Raw genomic sequence first — 22270 nt, forward strand, 5'->3', positions numbered from 1 at the left:
AAGCTTTGTTACTCGACAGTAGCATCAGCTCCGTGAGGCTCGACCGGCCAACCTACGAAGGTTCCGTCCTCCTCGTAGACCAGGGAAATGTCCACAGACTCGATGAGGTTCCGAAGATCCGGGTTGGGCGCTTCGGGCAGCAAGATCGCCAACAGTGGTGGCGGTTCGATTGAACGACGGTAATCGAATAGCTGTCCGATCGCCATCCTCACGGAGTTCCTATCAGCCTTGCCTTTTGCCTCGTACAAGACATGTGCAGTGACATCGAACAGGTCTGTCTGAAAACCCCTCCGATGACCGCGAGGATTGACATACCACCGCTTGGCGACGTGTTGTTTCGTGGCAAGGAAGTCTTGAAAACGGTCGACAAGCGCGCCTTCGCGGCGTTCGACCACTACCTCGGAGGTTGCCCTGCGGATGAAGTCCTTCGCTGAGTTCTGCTCAAGCTCGATCAGCTTGCTCGAAGCTTCGTCAATCGGAAGTAGCAAGGGGCCCGGATGGGTCTCGGTGTAGGTCGTCTCGATGGCTACCGGCATGTAGTCGATCGGCGGCCTCACGATCTGACCAACTGGACGAAGCCGGAAGACATAGACCTCCCGTTCGTCATCGCTGCCCGGGTCAGCGCGAAGGAAGTACGGCCTCGTCTGGTCGATTGCAAACTTGCCAACATAGTGTTGGCGCTTTGGGCCTCGGCTACCGTTGACCCTCCCGACGGCCCAGAACAGCAGCAGGTCTCGTCCTTCCTCACGATGATTGAGGATCGCAGTGTTCCCTGCGCTCAGGCTCTGCGTGCCCTGATCCCGTTGACCCTCACCGCTGTAATACGCAACGGCTCCTATCTCGTCTTCTTCGGCATCCAAGCTGTCGTAGTACCCATGCCCCCTTCCTTTCGAAGGGTCCGCATACAGGAGCACGTGGTCGCCAATGGATGTGCGAGCGATTCCGTGCATGCGGCGACCACCGAAGACGGCTTCCAGCTCGGCTCGGGTGTAGGTGCTACCGAGCTGTAGCTGCTGTTCCTCGTCCAATGGGTCGTACCTCCTTGTGCGCCTTGAAAAGCAGAAAAGTCAGTCTAGGTCCGTGCGGCACTCGCCGGGGTCCAGCAGCGCGAGGTCGGTTTTTGGCCAGCGTTCGTGGGGGTGGGGCGGGTTTAGTTGGGGGGTCGGAGTTGTTGGATTGGAGTGTTGTTGTGCATGTGAACGCGGATTTGAAGGTGCTGTACTTCGGGACCCCGGTGGTGCTCATCAGCAGTCGGAATGCTGATGGGACCGGGAATGTGGCGCCCATGTCTTCGGCGTGGTGGCTGGGGCAGTCGGCGATGCTCGGGATGGGGAACCGGTCGAAGACGACGGAGAACATGCTGCGGGAGCGGGAGTGCGTCCTGAACATGGTGCCTTCGACGATGGTGGATGCCGTGGACTTGCTGGCGCCGCTGACTGGAACCGACCCGGTTCCGGAGCGGAAGGCCGCCAAGGGGTACCGGTTCGAGGCGGACAAGTTCGGCGCGGCCGGGTTGACCCCGCAGGCGTCGGAAGTCGTCGGAGCGCCCCGGGTGTTGGAGAGCCCGATTCAGCTGGAGTGTGTGGTTGAACAGGCGCATGACTTCTCGGGCACTTCCACGGCGTTCGAGGTCCGGGTTGTCCGGGCGCATATCGAGGAGCGGTTGCTCGTGCCTGGTACGGACTATGTGGACCCGGTCGGGTGGGATCCGCTGATCATGAAGTTCTGCGAGTTCTTCGGGGGCGCGGAGAACCTGCGGCCGTCGACGCTCGCCTCGGCTTGGCGGATGCCGCATCAGGGGCTCGTGAAGGCGGCTGCGCCGATCAGTTGACCGCGGGTCGCCGTACTGGCATATTGACGCTACGCGCCAGTAGGCGTCGGGAATGCTGCTGGGGAGGCGCGGGCGATGGACAGTGACGTCATCGTGGTCGGTGCGGGGTTGGCCGGATTGGCCGCTGCTGCGGAGCTCGTCAGGCTCGGGAAGAGCGTGACGCTGCTGGAGCAGGAGGGCGAGCAGTCGCTCGGCGGCCAGGCGTTCTGGTCGTTCGGCGGCCTGTTCCTGGTCGACTCCCCCGAGCAGCGGCGGATGGGCATCAAGGACTCGCACGACCTCGCGTGGCAGGACTGGCTCGGTACGGCCGGGTTCGACCGGCCCGAGGACGAGTGGCCGCGCAAGTGGGCCGAGGCGTACGTGGACTTCGCAGCCGGTGAGAAGCGGACCTGGCTGCACGCCTTGGGGGTCCGGTTCTTCCCGGTCGTCGGGTGGGCCGAGCGCGGGGGCTACACCGCGCAGGGGCACGGGAACTCGGTGCCGCGCTTCCACATCACGTGGGGCACCGGTCCGGGGATCGTCGAGCCGTTCGCGCTCCGGGTCCGCCAGGCGGCCCATGAAGGGAAGGTCAAGCTCAAGTTCCGGCACCGGGTCGACGACCTGATCGTGACCGACGGGGTCGTGACCGGGGTGTCGGGGACACTGCTCTCCCCGGACGGATCCAAGCGCGGGGTGGCGACCACGCGGGAGCCGCTCGGCGAGTTCACACTCAGCGCCGAGGCGGTCGTCGTGACGTCGGGCGGGATCGGCGGGAACTTCGACCTCGTGCGGCAGAACTGGCCGGAGCGGCTGGGGACGGCGCCGAAGCGGCTCATCTCGGGCGTGCCTGCGCACGTGGACGGGCGGATGCTCGGGATCGCCGAGTCGGCCGGGGCGAACCTGATCAACCGCGACCGGATGTGGCACTACACCGAGGGCATCGAGAACTGGGACCCGATCTGGCCGCACCACGGCATCCGGATCCTCCCCGGGCCGTCGTCGCTGTGGCTGGACGCGACCGGCAAGCGTCTCCCCGCGCCGCTGTTCCCCGGGTTCGACACCCTGGGCACGTTGGAGCACATCATGACCACGGGCCACGAGTACACGTGGTTCGTGCTCACGCAGAAGATCCTGGAGAAGGAGTTCGCGCTCTCCGGGTCCGAGCAGAACCCCGACCTGACGGGCAAGGACTGGAAGCTGCTGCTCAAGCGGGTGCTGCCGGGCGCGCCGGGGCCGGTGGAGGCGTTCAAGAAGAACGGTGCGGACTTCGCCGTCGCGGCGACGCTGCCCGAGCTGGTCGCGAAGATGAACGGGATCACCGGCGAGGGCCTGCTGGACTACGAGACCGTGCGGGCGGCCGTGGAGGCGCGGGACGCCGAGATGGACAACAAGTTCACGAAGGACCTGCAGGTCACAGCATTGCGGGGAGCGAGGAACTACCGGGGCGACAAGCTCATCCGGGTCGCGACCCCGCACCGGCTGCTCGACCCGAAGGCCGGGCCGCTCATCGGGGTACGCCTGAACCTGTTGACCCGGAAGACGTTGGGCGGCTTGCAGACCGACTTGGACGGCCGGGTCCTGCGGGCGGACGGCGAGCCGCTGCCGGGGCTGTACGCGGCAGGCGAGGCGGCCGGGTTCGGGGGCGGCGGGATGCACGGGTACCGGTCGCTGGAGGGGACGTTCCTGGGCGGATGCCTGTTCTCGGGGAGGCAGGCCGCGCGCGGCGTCGCAGGCTGAGTCGCCGAGACGTGACGGTGTGTGCCGGTTCGTCCCCGGCATGCCCGTTGCGATGTGGCAGTGGAGGTCTAAGGTGGTCGATAAGCGGCCTTCCTCACCCGCGAAACCGAGCACTCCTCGCCTACCGGGCGTGGTCCGCTAACATCCAAGGTTCTGCGGGCGCCAGCCGTACTGCTCCTCAGCAGCGCTCGCCGAAGCCGGACGCAGGCCACACGCCGCGGGCCGGCACCTCACAACTCGTGGATGGTTGAGCATGAGCGACTTTCAGCACCCTGCCCCGCGCCACCAGGCCGGACCCCCAGCAGGCCCGCCGATGGGTCCGCCGATGCGACCCCCGGTCGGCCCCCCGGCAGGTCCCCCTATGGGCGGCTCCCCGGCAGGCCCGCCGATGGGCGGCCCTCCGGCGGGCCCGCCGATGGGCAGTGCCCCGGTCGGGCAGCCTTCCGTCTCGGGCGGCGGCAACATGGGCCGCGCGTCGGTCGTCGGCGCCGCCAAGCCCAAGCCGGTCCCCGGCGCCGCGAAGAAGGGCCGCAAGAAGAAGCGCATGTCGGTGCGCCGCCGCCGCGTCTACGCGGCGCTCATCATGGCGTGCCTGATGTTCCTCGGCGCCATCACCGTGGCCGGAGCGTGGTTCTTCAACGACGTGCCCGCCCCCGAGGACCTGGAGTTCGGCGAGTCCACCACGTTCACGCTGGCCGGCAGCGAGACCCCGATCGCGGGCTACGGCGAGTACACGCGCAAGCTCGTGGACGACTACGAGCAGCTCCCCGACTCGGTCGTCTGGTCGCTGCTCGCCTTGGAGGACAAGGACTACTTCGAGCACGAGGGCGTGGACTACAAGGGCACCATGCGCGCCCTGGTCAACAACCTCAAGGGCGGCGACACCCAGGGCGCCTCGACCATCAGCCAGCAGTACGCGGGCATGGTCTCCGATATCCGCGGCGACATCTCCTACGGCCGCAAGGCCAAGGAAGCCGTCATGGCCATGAAGCTCGAGCAGGAGAACGACAAGGACACGATCCTGCTCCACTACCTCAACCTCAACTTCTACGGCCGCGGCGCCTACGGGATCGAGGCCGCCGCCGAGGTCTGGTTCGGCAAGCACGTCGAGGACCTCACCTGGGGTGAGGGCATGATGCTGGTCATGCAGGTCAAGGCCGGTGACGGCTCGTTCGACCCGCGTATCGCCGAGGAGGGCAGCACCGCCCCGCTCGACCGCTGGACGCACGGCATGAACACCCTGCTCACGATGACCGACAAGATCAGCGAGGAGGACCTCGCCAAGGTCCAGGCCGATCTCGACGCCGGGATGCCCGCGACCCTCGAGGCGCTGAAGAACCCGGGCACGTGGGGCCACGACACCCCCACCGGATTCATCACCAACCCGACCGACGGCTACATCTGGGCCGAACTGGAGAGCCGCTACGGCCTCACCAAGGACGACTTCTACGGCAAGAAGGCGGACACCGGCGGCTACACCGTCGAGCTGACCCTCGACCCCGACGTCCAGGCCGCGGCCCAGAGCACCGCCTCGCGCGGCGACCTCGAGCGGATGAGGAACGAGAACGACGAGCTCATCGACGACAACGGCGAGGTCGTCTCCGAGGAGAACGCCGCCGCAGCCGCGGAGTACGTGAACGAGGACGGCTACTTCGAGTTCGTCAACAGCAACGAGGACGCGGCGCTCTACAACTACAACAAGTCGATGGCCAGCGCGGTCGTCGCGGTCGAGCCGGGCACCGGCCGGGTCCTCGGCTACTACGGCGGCGAGAACGGCCTCGGCATCGACAAGGCCGGGCTGGAGAACCCGCACCCGCCGTCGTCGACGTTCAAGATGGTGACGGCGGCGACGGCGATCGAGAACGGCGCTTCGATCGACTCGTGGTGGAACGCCGAGTCGCCGCGCGAGTTCGATTCGCTCGAAGGGTTCGACGACCCGACGATCTCGAACTCGGGGTCGAACACGGGCGGCGCGGACCACATGACCCTCACCGAGGCGGTCCGGCAGTCGAAGAACACGCCGATGTACGCGATCGCCGAGAAGTGGGGCGCGACCGCGATCCTCGAGACCGCGGTCAACATGGGCATGCGGCAGATGACGCAGACCGAGGACGGCGAGGAGGTCACGTACCGGTTCTACCGCGACGGCGACGGGAACATCACGTACTCGCGCCACGGCATCATCGAGAACGAGGACGGCTCGTTCGTGACCGACCCGGTCACGGGCAACATCGACCTCGACGCATCGCTGGACGGGTACGAGGGCGACGGCGTGACGCCGATCAAGACCGAGCTCGACCTGGAGTCGAAGAACTCGCCGTTCTACTACCACATCAGCTTCGGGCAGTACCCGACTTCGGTGGCGTACATGGCGAGCGTGTACGCGACGATCGCGGCGGACGGCGTGTACAACGAGATGCACTACGTCGAGGCCGTGTACGACCGCGACGGGAACCCGGTGCCGGAGCAGCGGAACCTGGAGTCGTACCAGGCGCTCGACTCGACGATCGCCAGGAACCTGCAGTGGGTGGGTTCGACGATCACCGGTGACGGCGACACGATCGACGGGGGCCGTCAGCTCACCGGTAAGACCGGTACGTGGCAGGCGGCCGACGAGTACGGGGACGCGAACGCGCACACCTGGTACGTGGGCGCGATCCCGCAGCTGAGCATCGCCGCGTGGGTCGGCAACGCGACCGCCGAGTCGGCGCCGCTGCTGAACGAGTGGGGCGGCACGGACGGCGTCTACGGTTCGAAGCTGAGCTATCCGGTGTGGATCAAGTTCATGAACAAGGCGATCGAGTCCGAGGGGTACGAGTCGCAGAACTGGTCGGACGCCTCGCACGCGGGCAGGGAGATGGTCGACGACATCCTGAACGACCAGGGGAAGATCGACGCGAGCAGCGCGTACTGCGTGGCGAACCCGGGCGACTCGTTGTGCGTCCAGGCGACGCCGCCGCCGGGGCAGGAGACGTGCGATCCGATCTCGCAGGCGCTGGGGCTGTGCCAGCCGGGTCAGAACAACGGGAACAACAACGGTCGCGGCGAAGACGACTGATTGATGCAGCGTGAAGGGCCCGGCGGGTTTTCCCGCCGGGCCTTTTCGCGTCGCGTGTCAGGCGAAGGCGTGGCCTTCGCCGCGGTAGGTCGGGGCCTCGTCGACGAGTTCGCCGCCTTTGACGAGGTAGATGGTGTTGACGCGTTCGGCGAGCTCGCCCGCTTTGGCGTGGCGCATCCAGACGCGGTCGCCGATGGCGAGGGCGTCGGCGACGCGGCCTTTGAGCGGGGTCTGGACTTCGCCGGCGCCTTCGGTCTTGGAGTAGCGCATCCCGGCCGGGAAGGTCGGCTTCGGGAGGCGGTCGGGGCCGGGCACGCCGGAGGCGACCCAGCCGCCGCCGAGGGCGGTGACGATGCCGGGGCGGGGGCGGCGGACCACCGGTAGCGCGAAGAACGCGGCGGGGATGGGCCGGATCGAGCGGTAGCCGTCGAAGAGGGCGGGCGAGTAGAGGCCCGAGCCCGCGGCGATCTCGGTGACGGAGGGGTCGGCGGCGGTGGAGACGACCGAGCCGGTGCCGCCGCCGTTGACGAATTCGAGGTCGGCGACGCTGCGGACGGCGGCGACGGCCTCGGCGCGGCGTTCGGCGAGTTCGAGGCGGGAGACGCGCTGCATGAGCCGCACGAGCGGGTATTTGAGGGCGGCGGCGGAGTAGGCGTCCTGGACGCCGGCGATCTGGCCTTCGTAGGCCATGATGCCGACGAGGTCGACGCCGGGGCGCTTGTCGATCTCGTGGGCCATGTCGAGGGCGTGCTCGGGGGTGCGGACCGGGGAGCGGTGGGCGCCGATGTGGATGCGGCCGCCGAGGAGTTCGAGGGAGACGTCGAGTTCGAGGCAGACGCGGAGGGTCCGGCTGGGGTCGGGTTCGACGTGGCGGCGCAGGAAGTCGAGGTGCTCGACGGAGTCGACCATGAGCGTGATGCGGCGGGCGAGCTCCTCGTCGGCGGCGAGGGCGCGGAGGGCGTCGGTGTCGGCTGTCGGATAGGCGACGACGATGTCCTCGAATTCCTGTGCGAGCCAGATCGCCTCGGGGAGGGTGAAGCCGAGGATGCCTTTGAAGCCTGGCTGGGCGAGGGCGCGGCGCATGAGGGGGCGGCAGCGCAGCGATTTGCTGGCGAGGCGCAGGGGTTTTCCGATGGCGTTGCGGCGCAGGATGGCCGCGTTGGTGTCGAAGGCGTTGAGGTCGACGACCGCGAACGGCGGCTGGAGCCCGGCGGTGGCGCGGCCCAGTTCGGCGAACCGGTGTTCGAGCGCGGCGGGGACATCGACCCCGGTAACTCGCTGGTAGCCCATCCGACTTCCCTTCGGCAGCTCAATTGGGGGTTAGATGAAAGCTACCTTGACTTCCCCTCCTCCTCAACTGGAGAAGGTTCCCGGCTGGCGGCTCGTCGGAGCGAGCCGGGTACGGGCGGGTTCCTGCTTCTGACCCTTTCGGGTTTGCCCAGGTCCGCCAGGTGTCCCTGGTCTTACACCCTGTCCACAGGCGTTTTGAGTCTCCGCAAGTCCTGCGGCGACGAGGCGCTGTCCTTCACGCCTGATGTTGATCTCGGCGTTGGCATCCCGGTCGTGCACCGCTCCACAGGGGCAGGCCCACTCCCGAATCGAAAGCCCTTCCCTGCCTTTCGGCCCGGTCAGTGCCCCACAGGTCGAGCACAGCTGAGTGGACGGCAAGTACCGGTCCACCCGCGCAAACGTCCGACCCGCACGGCGCGCTTTCGACCGAAGCCTGCTGAGGAACAATCCCAGCGCTTGGTCGTGCATCGATTTCGCGGCGTGTCCGCGGGCGAGGCCTTTTACATTCAGGTCTTCGACGTGCACGGCTTGGTTCTCGCCGATGATCGCCGCAACCTGCTTGTTCAGCCAGTCGTCCCGCCGGTTTCTCGTCTGCTCGTGAAGTCTCGCCACCTTCAGCCGCGCCTTCGCGCTGTTGGCGCTCCCCCGCTGCTTGCGGGAAAGGGCCCGCTGGGCCTTGGCGATCCTCCGCTCCATTTTTCGAAAGAGCTTCTGGGATTCGATCACCTTCCCGCCCCGCAGCACCGCGAAGTCCTTCAGGCCCAGGTCGATCCCGGTCTCCAGTTCCACTGGCGCCAACTCCTCGGCGTCGTCGTCGACAGCGACGACGAAGCTGGCGAAGTACTTACCCGTTGAGGACTTGACAACTGTCACCGAGCCGGGTTCGCCCGGAAGCGTGCGGGACCAGGCGACCCGCACCTCTCCGATTTTGGCGATGTAGACCCGGCCGTTTGAACGCATCACGAATCCGTTGCGGGTGAATCGCGCGGCCTGAGTATGCGAGCGCCGCTTGAACCGCGGCGGCCCTACTCGCGCACCCGCCCGTCGGCCCTTGAGCGAGTTGAAGAAGCTCTGGTATGCAGCGTGACAATCCCGTAGGGCTTGCTGCAACGGCACCGTGGACACCTCAGCCAGCCAGGATCGCTCCGGAGTCCGCTTCGCTTCGGTGATGAGCTGCCTGTCCAGTGCCGCCGTCTTCGGGAACGGGAGCCCGGCGGCATGAGCCTCCCGGCGGACTGCGACCGCGTCGTTGTAGACCGTGCGCACCGATCCGAACGTGCGCGCCAACGCCTGGCGTTGCGGCGCAGTCGGATACACCCGGAAGCGGTAGCGAAGCAGCATCACCGAAACCATAGCCGAGGGGTACGACATTCTCATTTACGGCGATATTCCTCGGTTCAGATTCCCCTCCACCAGGACACCGGCCTGCGATCAAAGTTGACACGACCTGTGGGAGCCTAGTGAAATACACCTCATCTTCAACCAGAGTCGGTAAGGGAGCTGCCGTTATGGGAACTGCCGCGATGAAACCCTCGATCTGGCAGAACTGGTCGGGCACCGAGAACGCCGACCCCGCCCGCACCGTCAGGCCCGCGGGCACCGAGGAGCTGGCCGCGGCGGTCACCGCGGCGGCCGCGGACGGGCTGCGCGTGAAGGCGGTCGGGGCAGGGCACTCGTTCAGCGGGATCGCGGTCGCCGACGGCGTGCAGGTCGACATGGGCGGTCTCGACCAGGTCGTGGAGGTCGAGGCGCGATCGGGCCTGGTGACGGTGGAGGCGGGGATGCCGCTGTGGCGGCTGAACGAGGTCCTCGACGCGCACGGGCTGGCACTGGAGAACATGGGCGACATCGACCGGCAGACGATCTCCGGGGCGATCTCGACGGGGACGCACGGCACCGGGGACCGGTACCGGGGGTTCGCGTGGCAGGTCAAGGGCTTGAAGCTGGTTCTAGCGGACGGTTCTGTCGTGCGTTGTACGGAGTTCGAGCGGCCGGAGTTGTTCGCGGCGGCGCGGCTCGGGCTCGGGGCGCTCGGGGTGATCGCCGAGGTGACGCTGCAGTGCGTCCCGGCGTTTCGGCTGAAGGCCGTCGAGAAGCCGGAGCGGCTCGACGCGGTGCTCGACAACCTCGACGAGCTGGTGTCCGAGAACGACCATTTCGAGTTCTACTGGTTCCCGCACACCGCGCGGACGCTCACGAAGCGCAACAACCGGTACGCGATGTCGGAGCCGAGCCGCGCGCCGAGCCGCCTGTCGTACTGGTGGAGCGAGGCCTTCACCGAGAACACCCTGTTCGAGGCGAGCAACCGGGTCGGGGCGAGGTTCCCGGGCATGGTCCCGGGCCTGAACCGGATCGCCGGGCGGGTGTGGAGCGCCAGGGAGTACACGGACGTGTCGCACCGGGTATTCGCGTCCCCGCGCTCGGTCGTGTTCCGCGAGATGGAATACGCGCTGCCGCGCGAGGCGCTGCCCGACGTACTGCGGGAGCTGGACGCCACGGTCGAGCGGCGGCGGCACCTCGTGTCGTTCCCGGTCGAGGTGCGGTTCGCGGCCGCCGACGACATCTGGCTCTCGACGGCGCAGGGGCGGCGGACGGCGTACATCGCGGTGCACCAGTACCACCGGCACGACCACGAGGCGTACTTCAAGGACTGCGCGGCGATCTTCGACGCCGCGAACGGGCGCCCGCACTGGGGCAAGATGCACTCGCTCGACGCCGAGCGCCTGGGCGAGCTGTACGAGCACTTCGACGACTTCCTTGCGGTGCGCAAGGAGGTCGACCCCGACCGGCGCTTCTCGAACCCGTACCTGGAGCGGGTCCTCGGCGACTGAGCGCGCGAACGCCCCGGCCGGGCGGCCGGGGCGCACTGGCAGGTCTAGCAAGAAGCCTGGGTCATGAGGCTCTCCGCGTCGTCGTTGAAGCCCACTTCCTTGAAGTTCTGGATGGGCTGGTACGCGTGGATGCAGTAGGAGTCGCCCTGGGCGCCGTCGTCGGCGTAGACCACGACGGCGTAGCCGGTGCGGTTGAGGGCCGAGCTGATCTCGTTGTCGCCGTTCCAGCCGCCGATCTCGAAGATCTGGCCGGTGCCGCCGGGCTGCCAGTTCACCCACTTGTCGCCGCCGTACCCGGCGTCCTCCCACATGCAGACGTGGTTCTCTTCGCAGGTCCCCGCTTCGGGGACCGGCTCGGCCGCGGCGGCTCCCGCCGTGAAGGCCGTGCCGGCGAGGATTGCGGCTCCTGCGGCCGCGAACCCGGTCGTGACGCGGCGGCTCCATGGTGCGGACATCGTTGTCTCCTTCGTTGGGTGGTGTTGCGGCCGAAGACGATCGATCACTTGTGGTGACGATGCAGCGACACAACGCGAACGACATTACTGTTTTCACCGGCGGGCGGGGCCGGAATCGGGGAAGTTCCCCTGCGCGCGGTTGTCGGGGCCGTGGGCTACCTTTCAGCCGTGGCAGAGGTGCTGTACCGAAAACTCGATGAACTGACCGAATACGAGGTCTACGCGGCGTACGCGCCGCCTGCGCCCGACTGGCTGCGGGTCAACTTCGTCTCCAGCGCCGACGGCGCGGCGGCCCTGGAGGGCCTGTCCGGTCCACTTTCGGGTGAAGAGGACAAGCGGGTGTTCAAGGTCCTGAGGGCGCGCTGTGACGTGCTCCTGACCGGGTCGGGGACGGTGAAGGCCGAGGGGTACGGGCCGCTGGTCCTCTCCCCCGAGCGGAAGGCCTGGCGCAAGGCGCAGGGCCTGCCGGAGGTGCCCGTCATGGCGGTCGCCTCGCGCAGCCTCGCCGGGCTCGACCCGGCCATGGGGATCTTCACGCTCGCGCCGCGGCGCCCGATCGTCGTCGTCCCTGCAGACCTGCCGGAGACGCAGGTCGGGCCGTTCCGGAAGGTCGCGGACGTCATCGCGGTCGGCACCGGCGAGGTCGACTACCCCGCCGCGGTCGAAGCGCTGCGGGAACGGGGGCTGCGGCAGATCCTGTGCGAGGGCGGGCCGCGCGTGTTCGGCGACCTCATCGCGGCCGACCTCGTGGACGAGCTCGACCTGACGCTCTCGCCGCTGCTGGTCGGGGCCGGTCCGATGCGTATCGCCGAAGGCCCCGAGGCGCCGGCGGCGCGGCCTCTGGAGCTGCGACACGTCCTCGAAGCCGGGGGGAACCTCATCCTGCGGTATCTGCGAGGATCTGTTGATGAGTGAATCGGTCGGCCGCGTGCTCGGCACTGAGGACGCGACGCCCCTGGCGTTCTGGGTCGGCGTCGGCCCCGAGGCGTACGCCCAGCTCGACGACGTGCTCACCACCGAGCGGCAGGTGCCCGGGGTCGGCACGGTCCGCATCTCCGGCGTCGTCACCGCCGTGCGCTCGCGCCACGAAGGGGCCCAGTTCGACTCGGACGTCTTCGACATCGCCGGGGGCCTGCTCCCCGCGCAGGTGCAGGAGGCCGCCGAGGTCACCGTGACCCGCGTCGAGCCCGAGGTGTTCGTGCCGCCGCGCCCCGGCGCGGAGGTGCAGCGCGCCTCCGGCGAGGACCGCGACCGGGCCCTGTACTTCGACGGCATGGCCCGCCAAGTGCCCCTTGGGTTCTCACGCGACGGCCAGCCGGTGTTCCTCAACCCGGACTTCCTCGACGGCACGCGCGGCGCGCACGTCTCGATCTCGGGCATCTCGGGTGTCGCCACGAAGACCTCGTTCGCGACGTGGATGCTCTACTCGCTGCTGCACTCCGGCGCGCTCGGCGCGGAGGCCGCGAACACGAAGGCGCTCATCTTCAACGTCAAGGGCGAGGACCTGCTGCTCCTGGACCACGACAACACCAAGATCGACGAGACGGTGCGCGACTCGTACCGCCGCCTGGGCATGGAGCCCGGCGCGTTCAAGTCGGTGGAGGTGCTCGCGCCGCCGCGCGAGGGCGACGCCAACGGGGTGCCGGACGTGGCGTGCCGGTCCACGGGCGTCGACGCGTTCTACTGGACGCTCGCCGAGTTCTGCCAGCTCAGCCTGCTGCCGTTCGTGTTCGCCGACGGCGACGACGACCGCCAGCAGTACACAATGGTCGTCCACCAGGTCGCCGCCCGGCTGCGGAAGGAGGCCCGCCCCAAGGACAACGGCGCGGTCGCGGTCGACGGGCAGCTGCTCACGAGCTACCGGGACCTCGTCGACCTCGTCTGCGAGCGGCTTTCGGACGACGAGACCCGCACGGAGTGGGCCGGTTCTGCGATCGGCCTGGGCACGGTGAACGCGTTCATCCGCCGCCTCATCGCCTCCGGGCGCGACATCGGGCGGCTCATCCGCGGCGACCTGCCGCCCAAGGGCGCGGTGCTCACCTCGGACGCGCAGGTCACCGTCGTGGACCTGCACAACCTGCCCGACCGGGCGCAGCGCTTCGTCGTCGGCGTCGTGCTCCGCACCGAGTTCGAGCGCAAGGAGAAGGCGGGCACCGCCCGGCCGCTCCAGTTCGTCGTCCTCGACGAGCTCAACAAGTACGCGCCGCGCGAGGGCACCAGCCCGATCAAGGACATCCTGCTCGACATCGCCGAGCGCGGGCGCTCCCTCGGGGTCATCCTCATCGGCGCGCAGCAGACCGCGTCCGAAGTGGAACGGCGCATCGCGTCGAACTCCGCGATCCGGGTCGTCGGCCGCCTCGACGCCGCCGAGGCCACGCGCCCCGAGTACGGGTTCCTGACGCAGGCGCAGCGCATGCGCGTGCTCATGGCCAAGCCCGGCACCATGTTCGTGGCCCAGCCCGAACTGCCGGTCCCGCTGGTGGTGAACTTCCCGTTCCCGGCCTGGGCCACCCGCCCCGCCGAGGCCGGGTCCGCCCCGGCACCCACCGCGCGGTCCGGCCGCGCCATGTCCCCCACCGCGAAGGTCGACCCGTTCGACCTCGCCGGGGACGACGAAGACGACATCCCGTTCTAGACACGGGCCCAGAGCCAAGAGGAGCAGGCCTTGCGGATTCTCCACACGTCCGACTGGCACGTCGGCGTCACCATGAAGGGACGCTCGCGCCTCGACGAGCAGCGCACCGTCTTCAAGCAGATGGTCGACGTCGCCCGTGAAGAAGCGGTCGACCTCGTGATCGTCGCCGGGGACCTCTTCGACACCGCCTCGCCTTCGGCCGAGTCGCAGCGGCTCCTGTTCTCGGCGCTGTCCGCGCTGCGCGGCACCGGGGCCGAGGTCGTCGTCATCGCCGGGAACCACGACAACGGCAAAGCCCTTGAGGCCCTTCGGCACTGGGCGCACGCCGCCGGGATCCACCTGCGCGGGTCGCTCGGCAAGGCCGCCGACCACCTCATCACCGGGGAGACCGAGAGCGGCGAGCGGTGGCGCTGCGCCGCGCTTCCGTTCATCGCCCAGCGGCACGCCGTCAGGGCCGCAGAGCTGTTCGAGCTCGGCGCGGCCGGAGCCGAAGCGAACTACGCCGACCACCTGCGGCGGCTCGTCTCCGCGCTCACCCACGACTTCACCGCCGACACCGTGAACCTCTTCACCGGGCACCTCACCGTCGTCGGCGGCAAGGTGGGCGGCGGCGAGCGCGAGGTCCACACCGTGGCCGACTACGCGGTTCCCGCCGCGATCTTCCCGCCCACCACTTCGTATGTGGCCCTGGGCCACCTGCACAAGGCACAGGCGATCCAGGGGCCCTGCCCGATCCGGTACTCCGGCGGGCCGCTCGCCGTCGACTTCGGCGAGGAGGACCACACGCCGAGCGTCGCGATCGTCGACGTCGCGCCCGGCGTGCCCGCCCGGCCGCGCACCGTGCCGCTGACGGCCGCCGTGCCGCTGCAGACCGTGCGAGGCACCCTGGAGCAGCTCGCATCCGCGAAAGTGGACGAACGGGCGTGGCTGCGGGTCTTCGTCACCGAGCCCGCCCGCGCCGGGCTGCGCGGCGAGGTCGCCGACCTCTTCCCGCGCGCCGTCCAGATCCACATCGACCCCGTCATGCGCGCCGAGGACGCGAAGCCGCGCGAACGCCGCTCCGGGCGCAGCCCCGGCGACCTGTTCGCCGCGTACCTCCACGAGCACCAGCACGACGACCCCGCCGTGACCAAGCTCTTCGCCCAGCTCTACGAAGACACCCAGACCGTCACCGAGGAGGCCTGATGCGGCCCGTCCGACTGGACCTCCAGGGCTTCGGCTCCTACACCGGGAGCGAGACCTTCGACTTCACCGACGCCGAGTTCTTCGCGCTCACCGGGCCCACCGGGGCGGGGAAGTCCACAGTGCTCGACGCGATCTGCTTCGCGCTGTACGGCAGGACGCCGCGCTGGCCGAAGTCGGCGACGCAGAACTCGCTCGCTCCGTCCGCTGTGGAGGGACGGGTGCGGCTGGTGTTCGGCGCGGCGGGCCAGCACTACGTGGCGACGCGGATCCTGCGGCGCGACAGGAACGGCAAGGTCAAGACCACCACGGCCGCGATGGAGCAGCTGCCCGAGGGCGTGAACCCGGCCGAGGACACCGAGCTCGTCGAAGGGCTCGGGAAGGCCTTGGGCGGCAGCCCGAACGAGGTCAACGCCGCCGCCGAGCGGATCATCGGCCTGCCGTTCGAGCAGTTCACCAAGTGCGTGCTGCTGCCGCAGGGCGAGTTCGCGGAGTTCCTGCGCGCCTCTTCGGCGGACCGGCGGAACATCCTGGAGAACCTGCTGGGCCACAGCGTGTACCGCGCGATCCAGCAGCGGGCCCGCACCAGGTTCGTCGACGCCGACGCGAAGCGGCAGGCGTACGAGACGCAGCTGGCCGGGATCGCCCCGGTGACGGAGGAGCAGATCGCGCACGCCGCCGAACGCGTCGAGCGCCTGGAGAAGCTCTCGGAGCCGGTGCGGGACAAGTCGAACGCGCTCGACGGGCTCGCGGCCGCCGTCGAGACGGCGCGGCGCAGGCTCACCGAGGCGGAGGCGAACCTCGCCTCGCTCACGTACATCAAGCAGCCGTCGGGGGTCGCCGACATCGCCGCGCAGGTCGCCGCCGCCGCGGCGTCGGTCGCGGAGAAGGGCACCGAGGTCGAGGCGACCGAGGCCGAGGACGAGCGGCTGCGCTCCGAACTGGACGGCCTGGACCTGGCGAAGCTCGAACGGGACCTCAAGGCGTGGGCGGAACTCGGCGAGACCGAGTCGAAGCTCAAGACCGGGCAGGAGCTCACCGAGGAGCTGCGCGACCAGTTCGCCGAGGCCAAGGAACTGGAGGAGGCGGCCTCGGAGGAGGTCGAGATCCAGCACGCGGTGCTCCACAAGGTCCGCATGGCCGAACTGGCCGGGACCCTCAGGGCCGGGCTGGAAGTGGGCGACGAGTGCCCGGTCTGCGACCGTCCCGTCGCGGACGTGCCCGAGCACGACCTGTCGGAGTCGATGCAGCAGGCCGAAGAGGCCTCCCGAACGGCCACAGTGGAGTTCCGGGACGCGCAGGCCGCCGTGGTCGCGCTCCAGACGAAGCTGGAGAGCTACGAGGAGCGGCTCACCGAACTGCAGCTCGCCGAGCGGCGGCTGAAGAAGAAGCTCGAGAACGTCCCCGAACCGGCCGTGCTCCAGCAGCAGCGGGCGAACTCCGAGGACGCCCGGCAGCAGCTCGCGGGCACCGGGGCCGCGCTCAAGGCCGCGCGGCGGGCGCTGCGGGAGGCCGAGAAGCGCAAGGCCGTCGCCGACGAGCGGCAGCAGCGGGCCTGGAAGGAGTTCCAGCACGCCCGCGACCAGGTGGCCGTGCTCGGCCCGCCCGCCGCCGGGGACGACCTCGCTGCGAGCTGGGGCCAGCTCGTCGCGTGGGCCGAGGCATCGCTGGAGCGCGCCGGATCCGAGCGCGAGGCCGCCCGCACCGAGCTCGCGGGGCTCGACGGCCGCGCCGAGACGCTGCGCAAGGAACTCCGGTTCGCGCTGGGCGAGTTCAATGTCGAGGTCCCCCGCAACGGCACCGGCGGCGACTACGTGGCCCGCCACGCGACGGCGGTGGAGATCGCGCGCGCCGACGCCGCCGCGCTCACCGAGGCCCGCAAGCGGCGCATCGACCTCGACGCCGAGATGCGGCGCTTCGCGGGAGAAGCGCTGGTGGCCAAGGAGCTCGCCCGGCACCTCGACGCCCGCAAGTTCATGGAGTGGCTCCTCAGCGAGGCGCTCGACGAGCTCGTCGAAGGCGCGACCGTGATGCTCAACCGCATCACCGGCGGCCAGTACGACCTGGTCTACCGCGAGCAGGACTTCTGGGTGGTCGACCACCACGACGCCGACATGCCGCGCCCGGCGCGGAGCCTGTCGGGCGGCGAGACCTTCGCGGCCTCGCTCTCGCTGGCACTGGCGTTGAGCGACCAGCTCGCGAGCCTGTCGCGGCACGGGGCGAGCCTGGAGTCGATCATCCTCGACGAGGGCTTCGGGACGCTCGACCCCGAGACGCTCGATGCGGTCGCGACGACGCTGGAGGCCCTGACGCTCTCGGCCGGGCGCACCGTCGGCCTGGTCACGCATGTGGCGGAACTCGCAGAACGGGTGCCCGTGCGGTTCCGGGTCACCAAGGACGCCAAAGGGTCCCATGTGGAGAAGACCTTCTCTTAGCGCAGGTCAGGGCCTCTTGACGAATTCTTGACGCCCCTTTCGGGGTTCCGCGCGCCCGCTTCGTGGCACCTGCCCGCGGCGAGGAGTACGTTCGATTCGCTGTCGCCGACGCGACGCGACCAGCCGTGGGCCGGTCGCGTGCTGTTCCCTTGCGCGCGAAGCGAATTGGTCGCGATGTCCGAGTATGTCGCAAGCCACACGAGCATCGTTCACCCGTCGTTAAACTTGAAGGTTCAAGTATTTATTCGACATGAGTACATTGCACATTCGCGGCAACCGCCGCAAACTCCTCACCGGCGCCGGTGCCATCGGCCTCGGTTCCCTCTCCGTCCTCGCCCTCGACGCGTGCAGCGCCGACGGCGGCGGTATGGGCGGCGAAGACGCCGCCGCGCAGACCCCCGAGGTCCCCGACCTCCACGAGCTCGACTCGGCCGCCGACATCTGGGACGCCCTCCTCGACGGCAACCAGCGCTGGGCCGACGGCGCGCCCGTCCACCCCCACACCGACGCCGAATGGCGCGAGTCCCTCGCCGAAGGCCAGGAACCCGTCGCCGCCGTCTTCAGCTGCGTCGACTCCCGCGTCGGCCCCGAGCTCGTCTTCGACACCGGCGTCGGCGACCTCATGGTCACCCGCACCGCCGGGAACGTCTTCGACCCGCTCGTCTCCGAGTCCGTGTCCTACGGTCCGGCCGCCCTCGAAGCACCGCTCCTGGTCGTGCTCGGCCACCAGAAGTGCGGGGCCGTCACGGCCGCCCACGACGCGCTCCTGGCCGCCGAGGAGGGCACCGAGCTCGAAGAGCACGACTACGCGCTCCCCGAGACCGTCGAGGCCCTGCGCCCCGCCTACGAGGCGGCCAAGGGCGAGTCCGGCGACCCGGTCGACGCCATGATCAAGGCGAACGTCCTGCTGACCGTGCAGGCGCTCAAGGAGCACCCGAACCTCGCCGAACTCGTCGCCGACGGCGAGCTGACGGTGGTCGGCGGCGTGTACTCGCTCGAGACCGGGCTCGTCACCGAGATCTCCTAGCGCGGGCAAGGCGTCGACGGGGAGCAGTAGTCTGGGCCGCAATCGTTGTGGAAAGCAGGTGCGCCTTGCAGATCACCGTCGACGCCTGGGACCCGTCCTTCGCGGACAACCCCGAGTCGCCCTCGCGGGCCAATCAGGCGATCGTGAACGCGGGCGTCGAGCTCGAACCCGCCGACTGGCGCCCGGTCGACGCGCCCGCCTCCGGGCCGCGCCGCATCGTCGTCGTCGACGGCGTGCGCCGCATCGACGCCCGCGTCGAGCTGTTCGAGGACGGCGAGCGCTGGCCGGGCGTGTGCGTCTCGTGGGCGGCCGGAGCGGTCGCCTGCAACCTCGACGGGCACGCGTCCCCCGAGGCGTCCGTCGTGGAGGTCGCGGTCGAGCGCGGCCTGTTCGCGGCCGTCGACCCCGGCTCGGACTTCGGCCGCTACCCGTTCCGCAAGGCCGAGTCCGCCGACCCGGGCGAGCTCATCGCCACCGCCCAGGCCGCCATGGCCGAGCTCGAGGCGAAGGTCTCCTCGCTGGTGACCATGGACGCCGAGCTGTCGGTCCTCGACGGCCCCCTGCGCGGGCGCACCCGCCTGCCGCACTCGGTGGGCTACATCAAGAGCCACCACCGCTCCTACCTCCAAGGCGAGCTGAACGCGGTCGTCGAGCAGCTGCGGCCGGGCCAGCGCACGCCGGTCTTCCACCTCATGTCGGGCTGGCCGCGCTACACGTGGTACCTGCGGCTGCCGGGCACGTCGTCGCGGGGCTGGGCGGGCGTCGCGCGGCTCGAGGCCGCCGACGACCTGAGCGAGGAGGCCGCGATCGCGCTCGCCGACGCCACGGCCGCCGCCCTGCCGCAGCTGGGCTCGGCCGCGCACAAGGACGCGCGGGCCCCGCAGAACCTCACCCCGATCGCGGGCCTGGAGCGCCGCCTGAAGCGGATGCTCGGCGACCCGCGCCTGCTGCTGCGCTCGGTGCGGGCGGCTTCGGCGGAGACGACGAACGATCCGTTCTAGGATCTGGAAATGACATCTGACGCCTTGGCGGGCAACGGCATCGACAAGGTCGTGCACGGGACCGCGACGCATTCGCGGGTGCTCGGGGCGGCCCCGGGGCGGGTGTGGTCGGCGTTCGCGGAGCTGCCGCTGCGCGACCGCTGGTTCCGCATCCCCGGCGAGGACGCCGTGCACGAACTGGACTTCCGGGTCGGCGGCGGCGAGACCGCGAGCGCGCTGTTCGCGCCTTCGGGCACGCCCGAGCTGGTGGAGTGGCGGTCGCACTTCTTCGACCTGGTGGAGCCGCGCCGTCTCGTGTTCGGGTACGAGCTGCAGGTCGACCGCGTGCGGCGCACGGTGTCGCTGGTGACCGTGGAACTCGGTCCCGAGGGTGCGGGAACCCGGGTCGACTACACGGAGCAGTACGCGATCACGGCGCTGACCGGGGACGGCTCGCAGGACGAGAAGCACCTCAAGGGCAGCCTGCTGTTCCTGTTCAACCGGCTCGAAGCGGCCCTGGGGACGTGAGCGGCCCCGGCGCGGGGGGCGCCGGGGCCGATGGGTCAGCGAACTCCGGGTCCGCTTGGATTCGAGCTTAGGTGCGGGCTAGTACCAGCCGTTGGACTCGCTGTGCGACCAGGCGCTGCACGGGCTCCCGTAGCGGCCGTCGATGTAGTCGAGGCCCCAGGCGATCTGGGTGGCCGGGTTGGTCTCCCAGTCGTCGCCGTTGGCGGCCATCTTGTCGCCGGGGAGGGACTGCGGGATGCCGTAGGCGCCCGAACCGGAGTTGTAGGCGGTCTCGTCCCAGCCGGACTCCTTGTCCCACAGGTTGACGAGGCAGCCGACCTCGTTCATGTCCCAGCCCGCGTCGAGGGTCATGGTGCAGCCGATGGCCTGGTTGCCGGAGTACTCGGAGCAGTCCGCGGCGATGTCGACGCTCGAGCCGCTGTCGGAGGACTCGGTGCTCTCCTCTGCGGCGGGCTCCTCCTCGACCACGGGCTCGGGGACCTCGGCGGGCTCGGCCTTCTCGGCGGTCGCCTCGGGGGTCTGCGTGACGGGGAGGATGCTCTCCATCGGGGCGACCTGGTCCCACTGGCGCTCGGTGCTGCCGGAGGCGGCGACGATCTCGGCGGCGAGGAGGTCCTCGGCGGTCGGGTCGTCCGTGTTGATGATCGCGGCACTCGCGCTGCTGGCGGAGCCGACTGCGAAGAGCACGGCGGCTGCGGACACGAGGACCCGTTTGCGGGCGGGGTGCCGCTGGGGGTCCTCGGCGCGGTGCTTCGCGCTGGAAGGCTTCATGCGGGTAAACATCGGGGCAACCCTAGGGGCTCAAACCCGAGAGTCAGTACCACTGAGTAATCACACCAATACGGCACATTGCTCGCTGCGCGCGTTCACATCGAGTGCCCGTCTCGCCCGATAGCGACGGTATCGCGCCGGATGCCCCAGGCCTCCTGAGGCCCGGACGTGAGGCCTCCCCCGAACGGCCCATTGACACCCCGCCGCCCCGGCAGACCTTCTCCAACGGAGGTCCACTGAGATCAATGTCATAGAGGACGGTGAAGCTGCCCGTCTTGTCCGGAATAGGCGGAACCGGCCCTGCCTCGCGGCAGGGCCGGTTCCCGGGTTCCCGGATACTCAGCCGGCTAGTTCGTCGGGGTCTCGCTCGGCGTGGCCGTCTCGGCGGAGGCCGTGGGCTCCGGCTCGCTCGGCGTCTCAGCGGCGGTCGGGGTCTCGTCCTCGCCCGGAGACATGGTGCTCTCGGGCGTGGTCGCACCCTCGGACGGCACGGTCGCCTCAGTCTCCGACGGGACGCACAGCGGGTACTGGTAGCCGAGGTTCTCGTCCGCGCTCGCGATCTCCTCCTCGTAGACCTGCCCCATGTCCACGGTCGACTCGGTCGCGAATGGGTCCTGGGCGGCGAACGGGTCCTGCGTAGCGAACGGGTCGTCGGTCGCGATCCCGCACGAGTACGGGTCGCCGATCCACAGCGGGTTGCCGTCCTGGTCGAAGAGGTAGACGCCCTTGAGCAGGTTCCCGTTCTCGTCATAGGCGTAGACGTCGCGGACGTAAGCGTACGGATCCGTATCCATCGAAGCCGTCTCGACGTAGTCGTCCGCGCCGAGCATCCACGCGAACGGCCACCCGAGGCCATACACCGCATAGACCACCAAACCTGCTCCGGCGACCGCCACCCACTGGCGACGCCTCCTCCCCCACCCCCGTGATCGGGTGCCGACCCGGAGCGAGAGCCAGACGAAGAAGAGCACCGCCCCCGCCGCGAACAGCGTCAAGGGGACCGATTCGAGGATCGGGTAGACCACAGGCCCGCCGAACTGGATGGCCGAGAGCAGGTAGACGGCGAGCAAGCCCGCCAGTGCACCGCGCAGCACCCACCATCCCGGCCGCAAGCGCTCGGCGAGTTCGACCGAGTCGGTGTGTCCTGTACTCACGGCGAAACGGTCAGCGGCGGCCTTGAGCTTGGCGGCGGCCGGAGCGACGGCCGTCGCCACTGTGCGGCGGAGTCTGGTTCCGACGCGCTCCTTGTCGACCTCGGCGGTGTCGCGCAGTTCGCGGGCGTAGGCCTCGGGGCTGCCGAGGAGGTCGCGGAGCGACGCGCCGGGTTCGAGGTCGGCGGCGACCTCGGTGAGATGGGCGTCGAGCTCCGACATGAGGTCCTGCCTGATGTGCGTGGGCAGGTCGTTCAGGTGCCGCTCGACCGCGGTCAGGTAGGACGCGATCTCGGTGGACCGGTCGGGTGTGGTCGTCATGGTGCCGTCCTTCTCGACTGCGTTGCTCGAAGCGCTGCTGCGGTTGTCAGTGCCGTGGT

16 protein-coding genes and 1 pseudogene are annotated in these 22270 nt (G+C 69.4%); 11 read left to right on the plus strand and 6 right to left on the minus strand.

All coding sequences use genetic code 11. The features are described from left to right. Positions 1 to 8: 8 nt before the first annotated feature. Positions 9 to 1028 carry a hypothetical protein gene (locus tag ACGGCP_RS04180; protein ID WP_392960803.1) on the minus strand — a complete coding sequence of 340 codons (1020 nt, stop codon included), beginning with the start codon at positions 1026 to 1028 and terminating at the stop codon, positions 9 to 11. 161 nt (positions 1029 to 1189) lie between these two features. Here ACGGCP_RS04180 and ACGGCP_RS04185 point away from each other — a divergent pair, with 161 nt between their 5' ends. The 3 genes from ACGGCP_RS04185 (at position 1190) to ACGGCP_RS04195 (ending at position 6605) form a co-directional block, all read left to right on the plus strand. Continuing rightward, entirely contained in the window at positions 1190 to 1831 is a 642-nt protein-coding gene (locus tag ACGGCP_RS04185) for a flavin reductase family protein (protein WP_392960806.1), read from the plus strand. Between the two features lie 75 nt (positions 1832 to 1906). After that, entirely contained in the window at positions 1907 to 3547 is a 1641-nt protein-coding gene (locus tag ACGGCP_RS04190; protein WP_392960809.1) for an FAD-binding dehydrogenase, read from the plus strand. Between the two features lie 415 nt (positions 3548 to 3962). Then, complete coding sequence (locus ACGGCP_RS04195; RefSeq protein WP_392960812.1) at positions 3963 to 6605, plus strand: transglycosylase domain-containing protein; 2643 nt, start codon at positions 3963 to 3965, stop codon at positions 6603 to 6605. A gap of 57 nt (positions 6606 to 6662) precedes the next feature. Here the strand turns inward: ACGGCP_RS04195 and ACGGCP_RS04200 are convergent, their stop codons facing one another. Further along, entirely contained in the window at positions 6663 to 7895 is a 1233-nt protein-coding gene (locus tag ACGGCP_RS04200; protein ID WP_392960814.1) for an amino acid deaminase/aldolase, read from the minus strand. A 63-nt stretch (positions 7896 to 7958) separates the two neighbouring features. Next, positions 7959 to 9236 (minus strand): RNA-guided endonuclease InsQ/TnpB family protein, encoded by a 1278-nt coding sequence (locus ACGGCP_RS04205; RefSeq protein ID WP_392960816.1) that lies wholly within the window; start codon positions 9234 to 9236, stop codon positions 7959 to 7961. A 182-nt stretch (positions 9237 to 9418) separates the two neighbouring features. Between ACGGCP_RS04205 and ACGGCP_RS04210 the strand changes: the two are divergent. After that, positions 9419 to 10660, plus strand: a pseudogene (locus ACGGCP_RS04210) (D-arabinono-1,4-lactone oxidase); the annotation flags it as partial. A 110-nt stretch (positions 10661 to 10770) separates the two neighbouring features. Here ACGGCP_RS04210 and ACGGCP_RS04215 read toward each other — a convergent pair. Continuing rightward, positions 10771 to 11181 (minus strand): peptidase inhibitor family I36 protein, encoded by a 411-nt coding sequence (locus ACGGCP_RS04215; protein ID WP_392960819.1) that lies wholly within the window; start codon positions 11179 to 11181, stop codon positions 10771 to 10773. 168 nt (positions 11182 to 11349) lie between these two features. Here ACGGCP_RS04215 and ACGGCP_RS04220 point away from each other — a divergent pair, with 168 nt between their 5' ends. The 7 genes from ACGGCP_RS04220 to ACGGCP_RS04250 all read left to right on the plus strand — a co-directional run bounded on the left by ACGGCP_RS04220 (position 11350) and on the right by ACGGCP_RS04250 (position 19968). Continuing rightward, a complete protein-coding gene (locus ACGGCP_RS04220) occupies positions 11350 to 12096 on the plus strand; it encodes a pyrimidine reductase family protein (protein ID WP_392960822.1) in 747 nt (248 codons plus the stop codon). Continuing rightward, the gene (locus tag ACGGCP_RS04225; RefSeq protein WP_392960825.1) at positions 12089 to 13816 is read left to right on the plus strand and encodes an ATP-binding protein; all 1728 of its coding nucleotides are present in this window, start codon (positions 12089 to 12091) and stop codon (positions 13814 to 13816) included. Before ACGGCP_RS04220 ends, ACGGCP_RS04225 begins: the two co-directional genes overlap by 8 nt. Positions 13817 to 13846: 30 nt before the next feature. Next, positions 13847 to 15001, plus strand: coding sequence for an exonuclease SbcCD subunit D (locus ACGGCP_RS04230; protein WP_392960827.1), 1155 nt, complete (start codon positions 13847 to 13849; stop codon positions 14999 to 15001). Next, entirely contained in the window at positions 15001 to 17433 is a 2433-nt protein-coding gene (locus ACGGCP_RS04235) for an AAA family ATPase (protein WP_392960830.1), read from the plus strand. Before ACGGCP_RS04230 ends, ACGGCP_RS04235 begins: the two co-directional genes overlap by 1 nt. A 250-nt stretch (positions 17434 to 17683) precedes the next feature. Continuing rightward, positions 17684 to 18460, plus strand: coding sequence for a carbonic anhydrase (locus tag ACGGCP_RS04240; RefSeq protein ID WP_392960832.1), 777 nt, complete (start codon positions 17684 to 17686; stop codon positions 18458 to 18460). A 65-nt stretch (positions 18461 to 18525) separates the two neighbouring features. Then, a complete protein-coding gene (locus ACGGCP_RS04245) occupies positions 18526 to 19461 on the plus strand; it encodes a hypothetical protein (protein ID WP_392960835.1) in 936 nt (311 codons plus the stop codon). Between the two features lie 9 nt (positions 19462 to 19470). Continuing rightward, complete coding sequence (locus ACGGCP_RS04250; protein ID WP_392960838.1) at positions 19471 to 19968, plus strand: SRPBCC domain-containing protein; 498 nt, start codon at positions 19471 to 19473, stop codon at positions 19966 to 19968. Positions 19969 to 20046: 78 nt separating this feature from the next. Here ACGGCP_RS04250 and ACGGCP_RS04255 read toward each other — a convergent pair whose 3' ends face one another. Both ACGGCP_RS04255 and ACGGCP_RS04260 read right to left on the minus strand, forming a co-directional pair. Next, entirely contained in the window at positions 20047 to 20739 is a 693-nt protein-coding gene (locus ACGGCP_RS04255; protein ID WP_392960841.1) for a lytic transglycosylase domain-containing protein, read from the minus strand. A 347-nt stretch (positions 20740 to 21086) separates the two neighbouring features. Continuing rightward, positions 21087 to 22211 (minus strand): HAAS signaling domain-containing protein, encoded by a 1125-nt coding sequence (locus ACGGCP_RS04260; protein WP_392960844.1) that lies wholly within the window; start codon positions 22209 to 22211, stop codon positions 21087 to 21089. Between the last annotated feature and the right edge of the window lie 59 nt (positions 22212 to 22270).

Origin of the sequence: Glycomyces sp. NPDC048151, assembly GCF_043202775.1 — a bacterium.
Taxonomy (GTDB): domain Bacteria; phylum Actinomycetota; class Actinomycetes; order Mycobacteriales; family Micromonosporaceae; genus Glycomyces.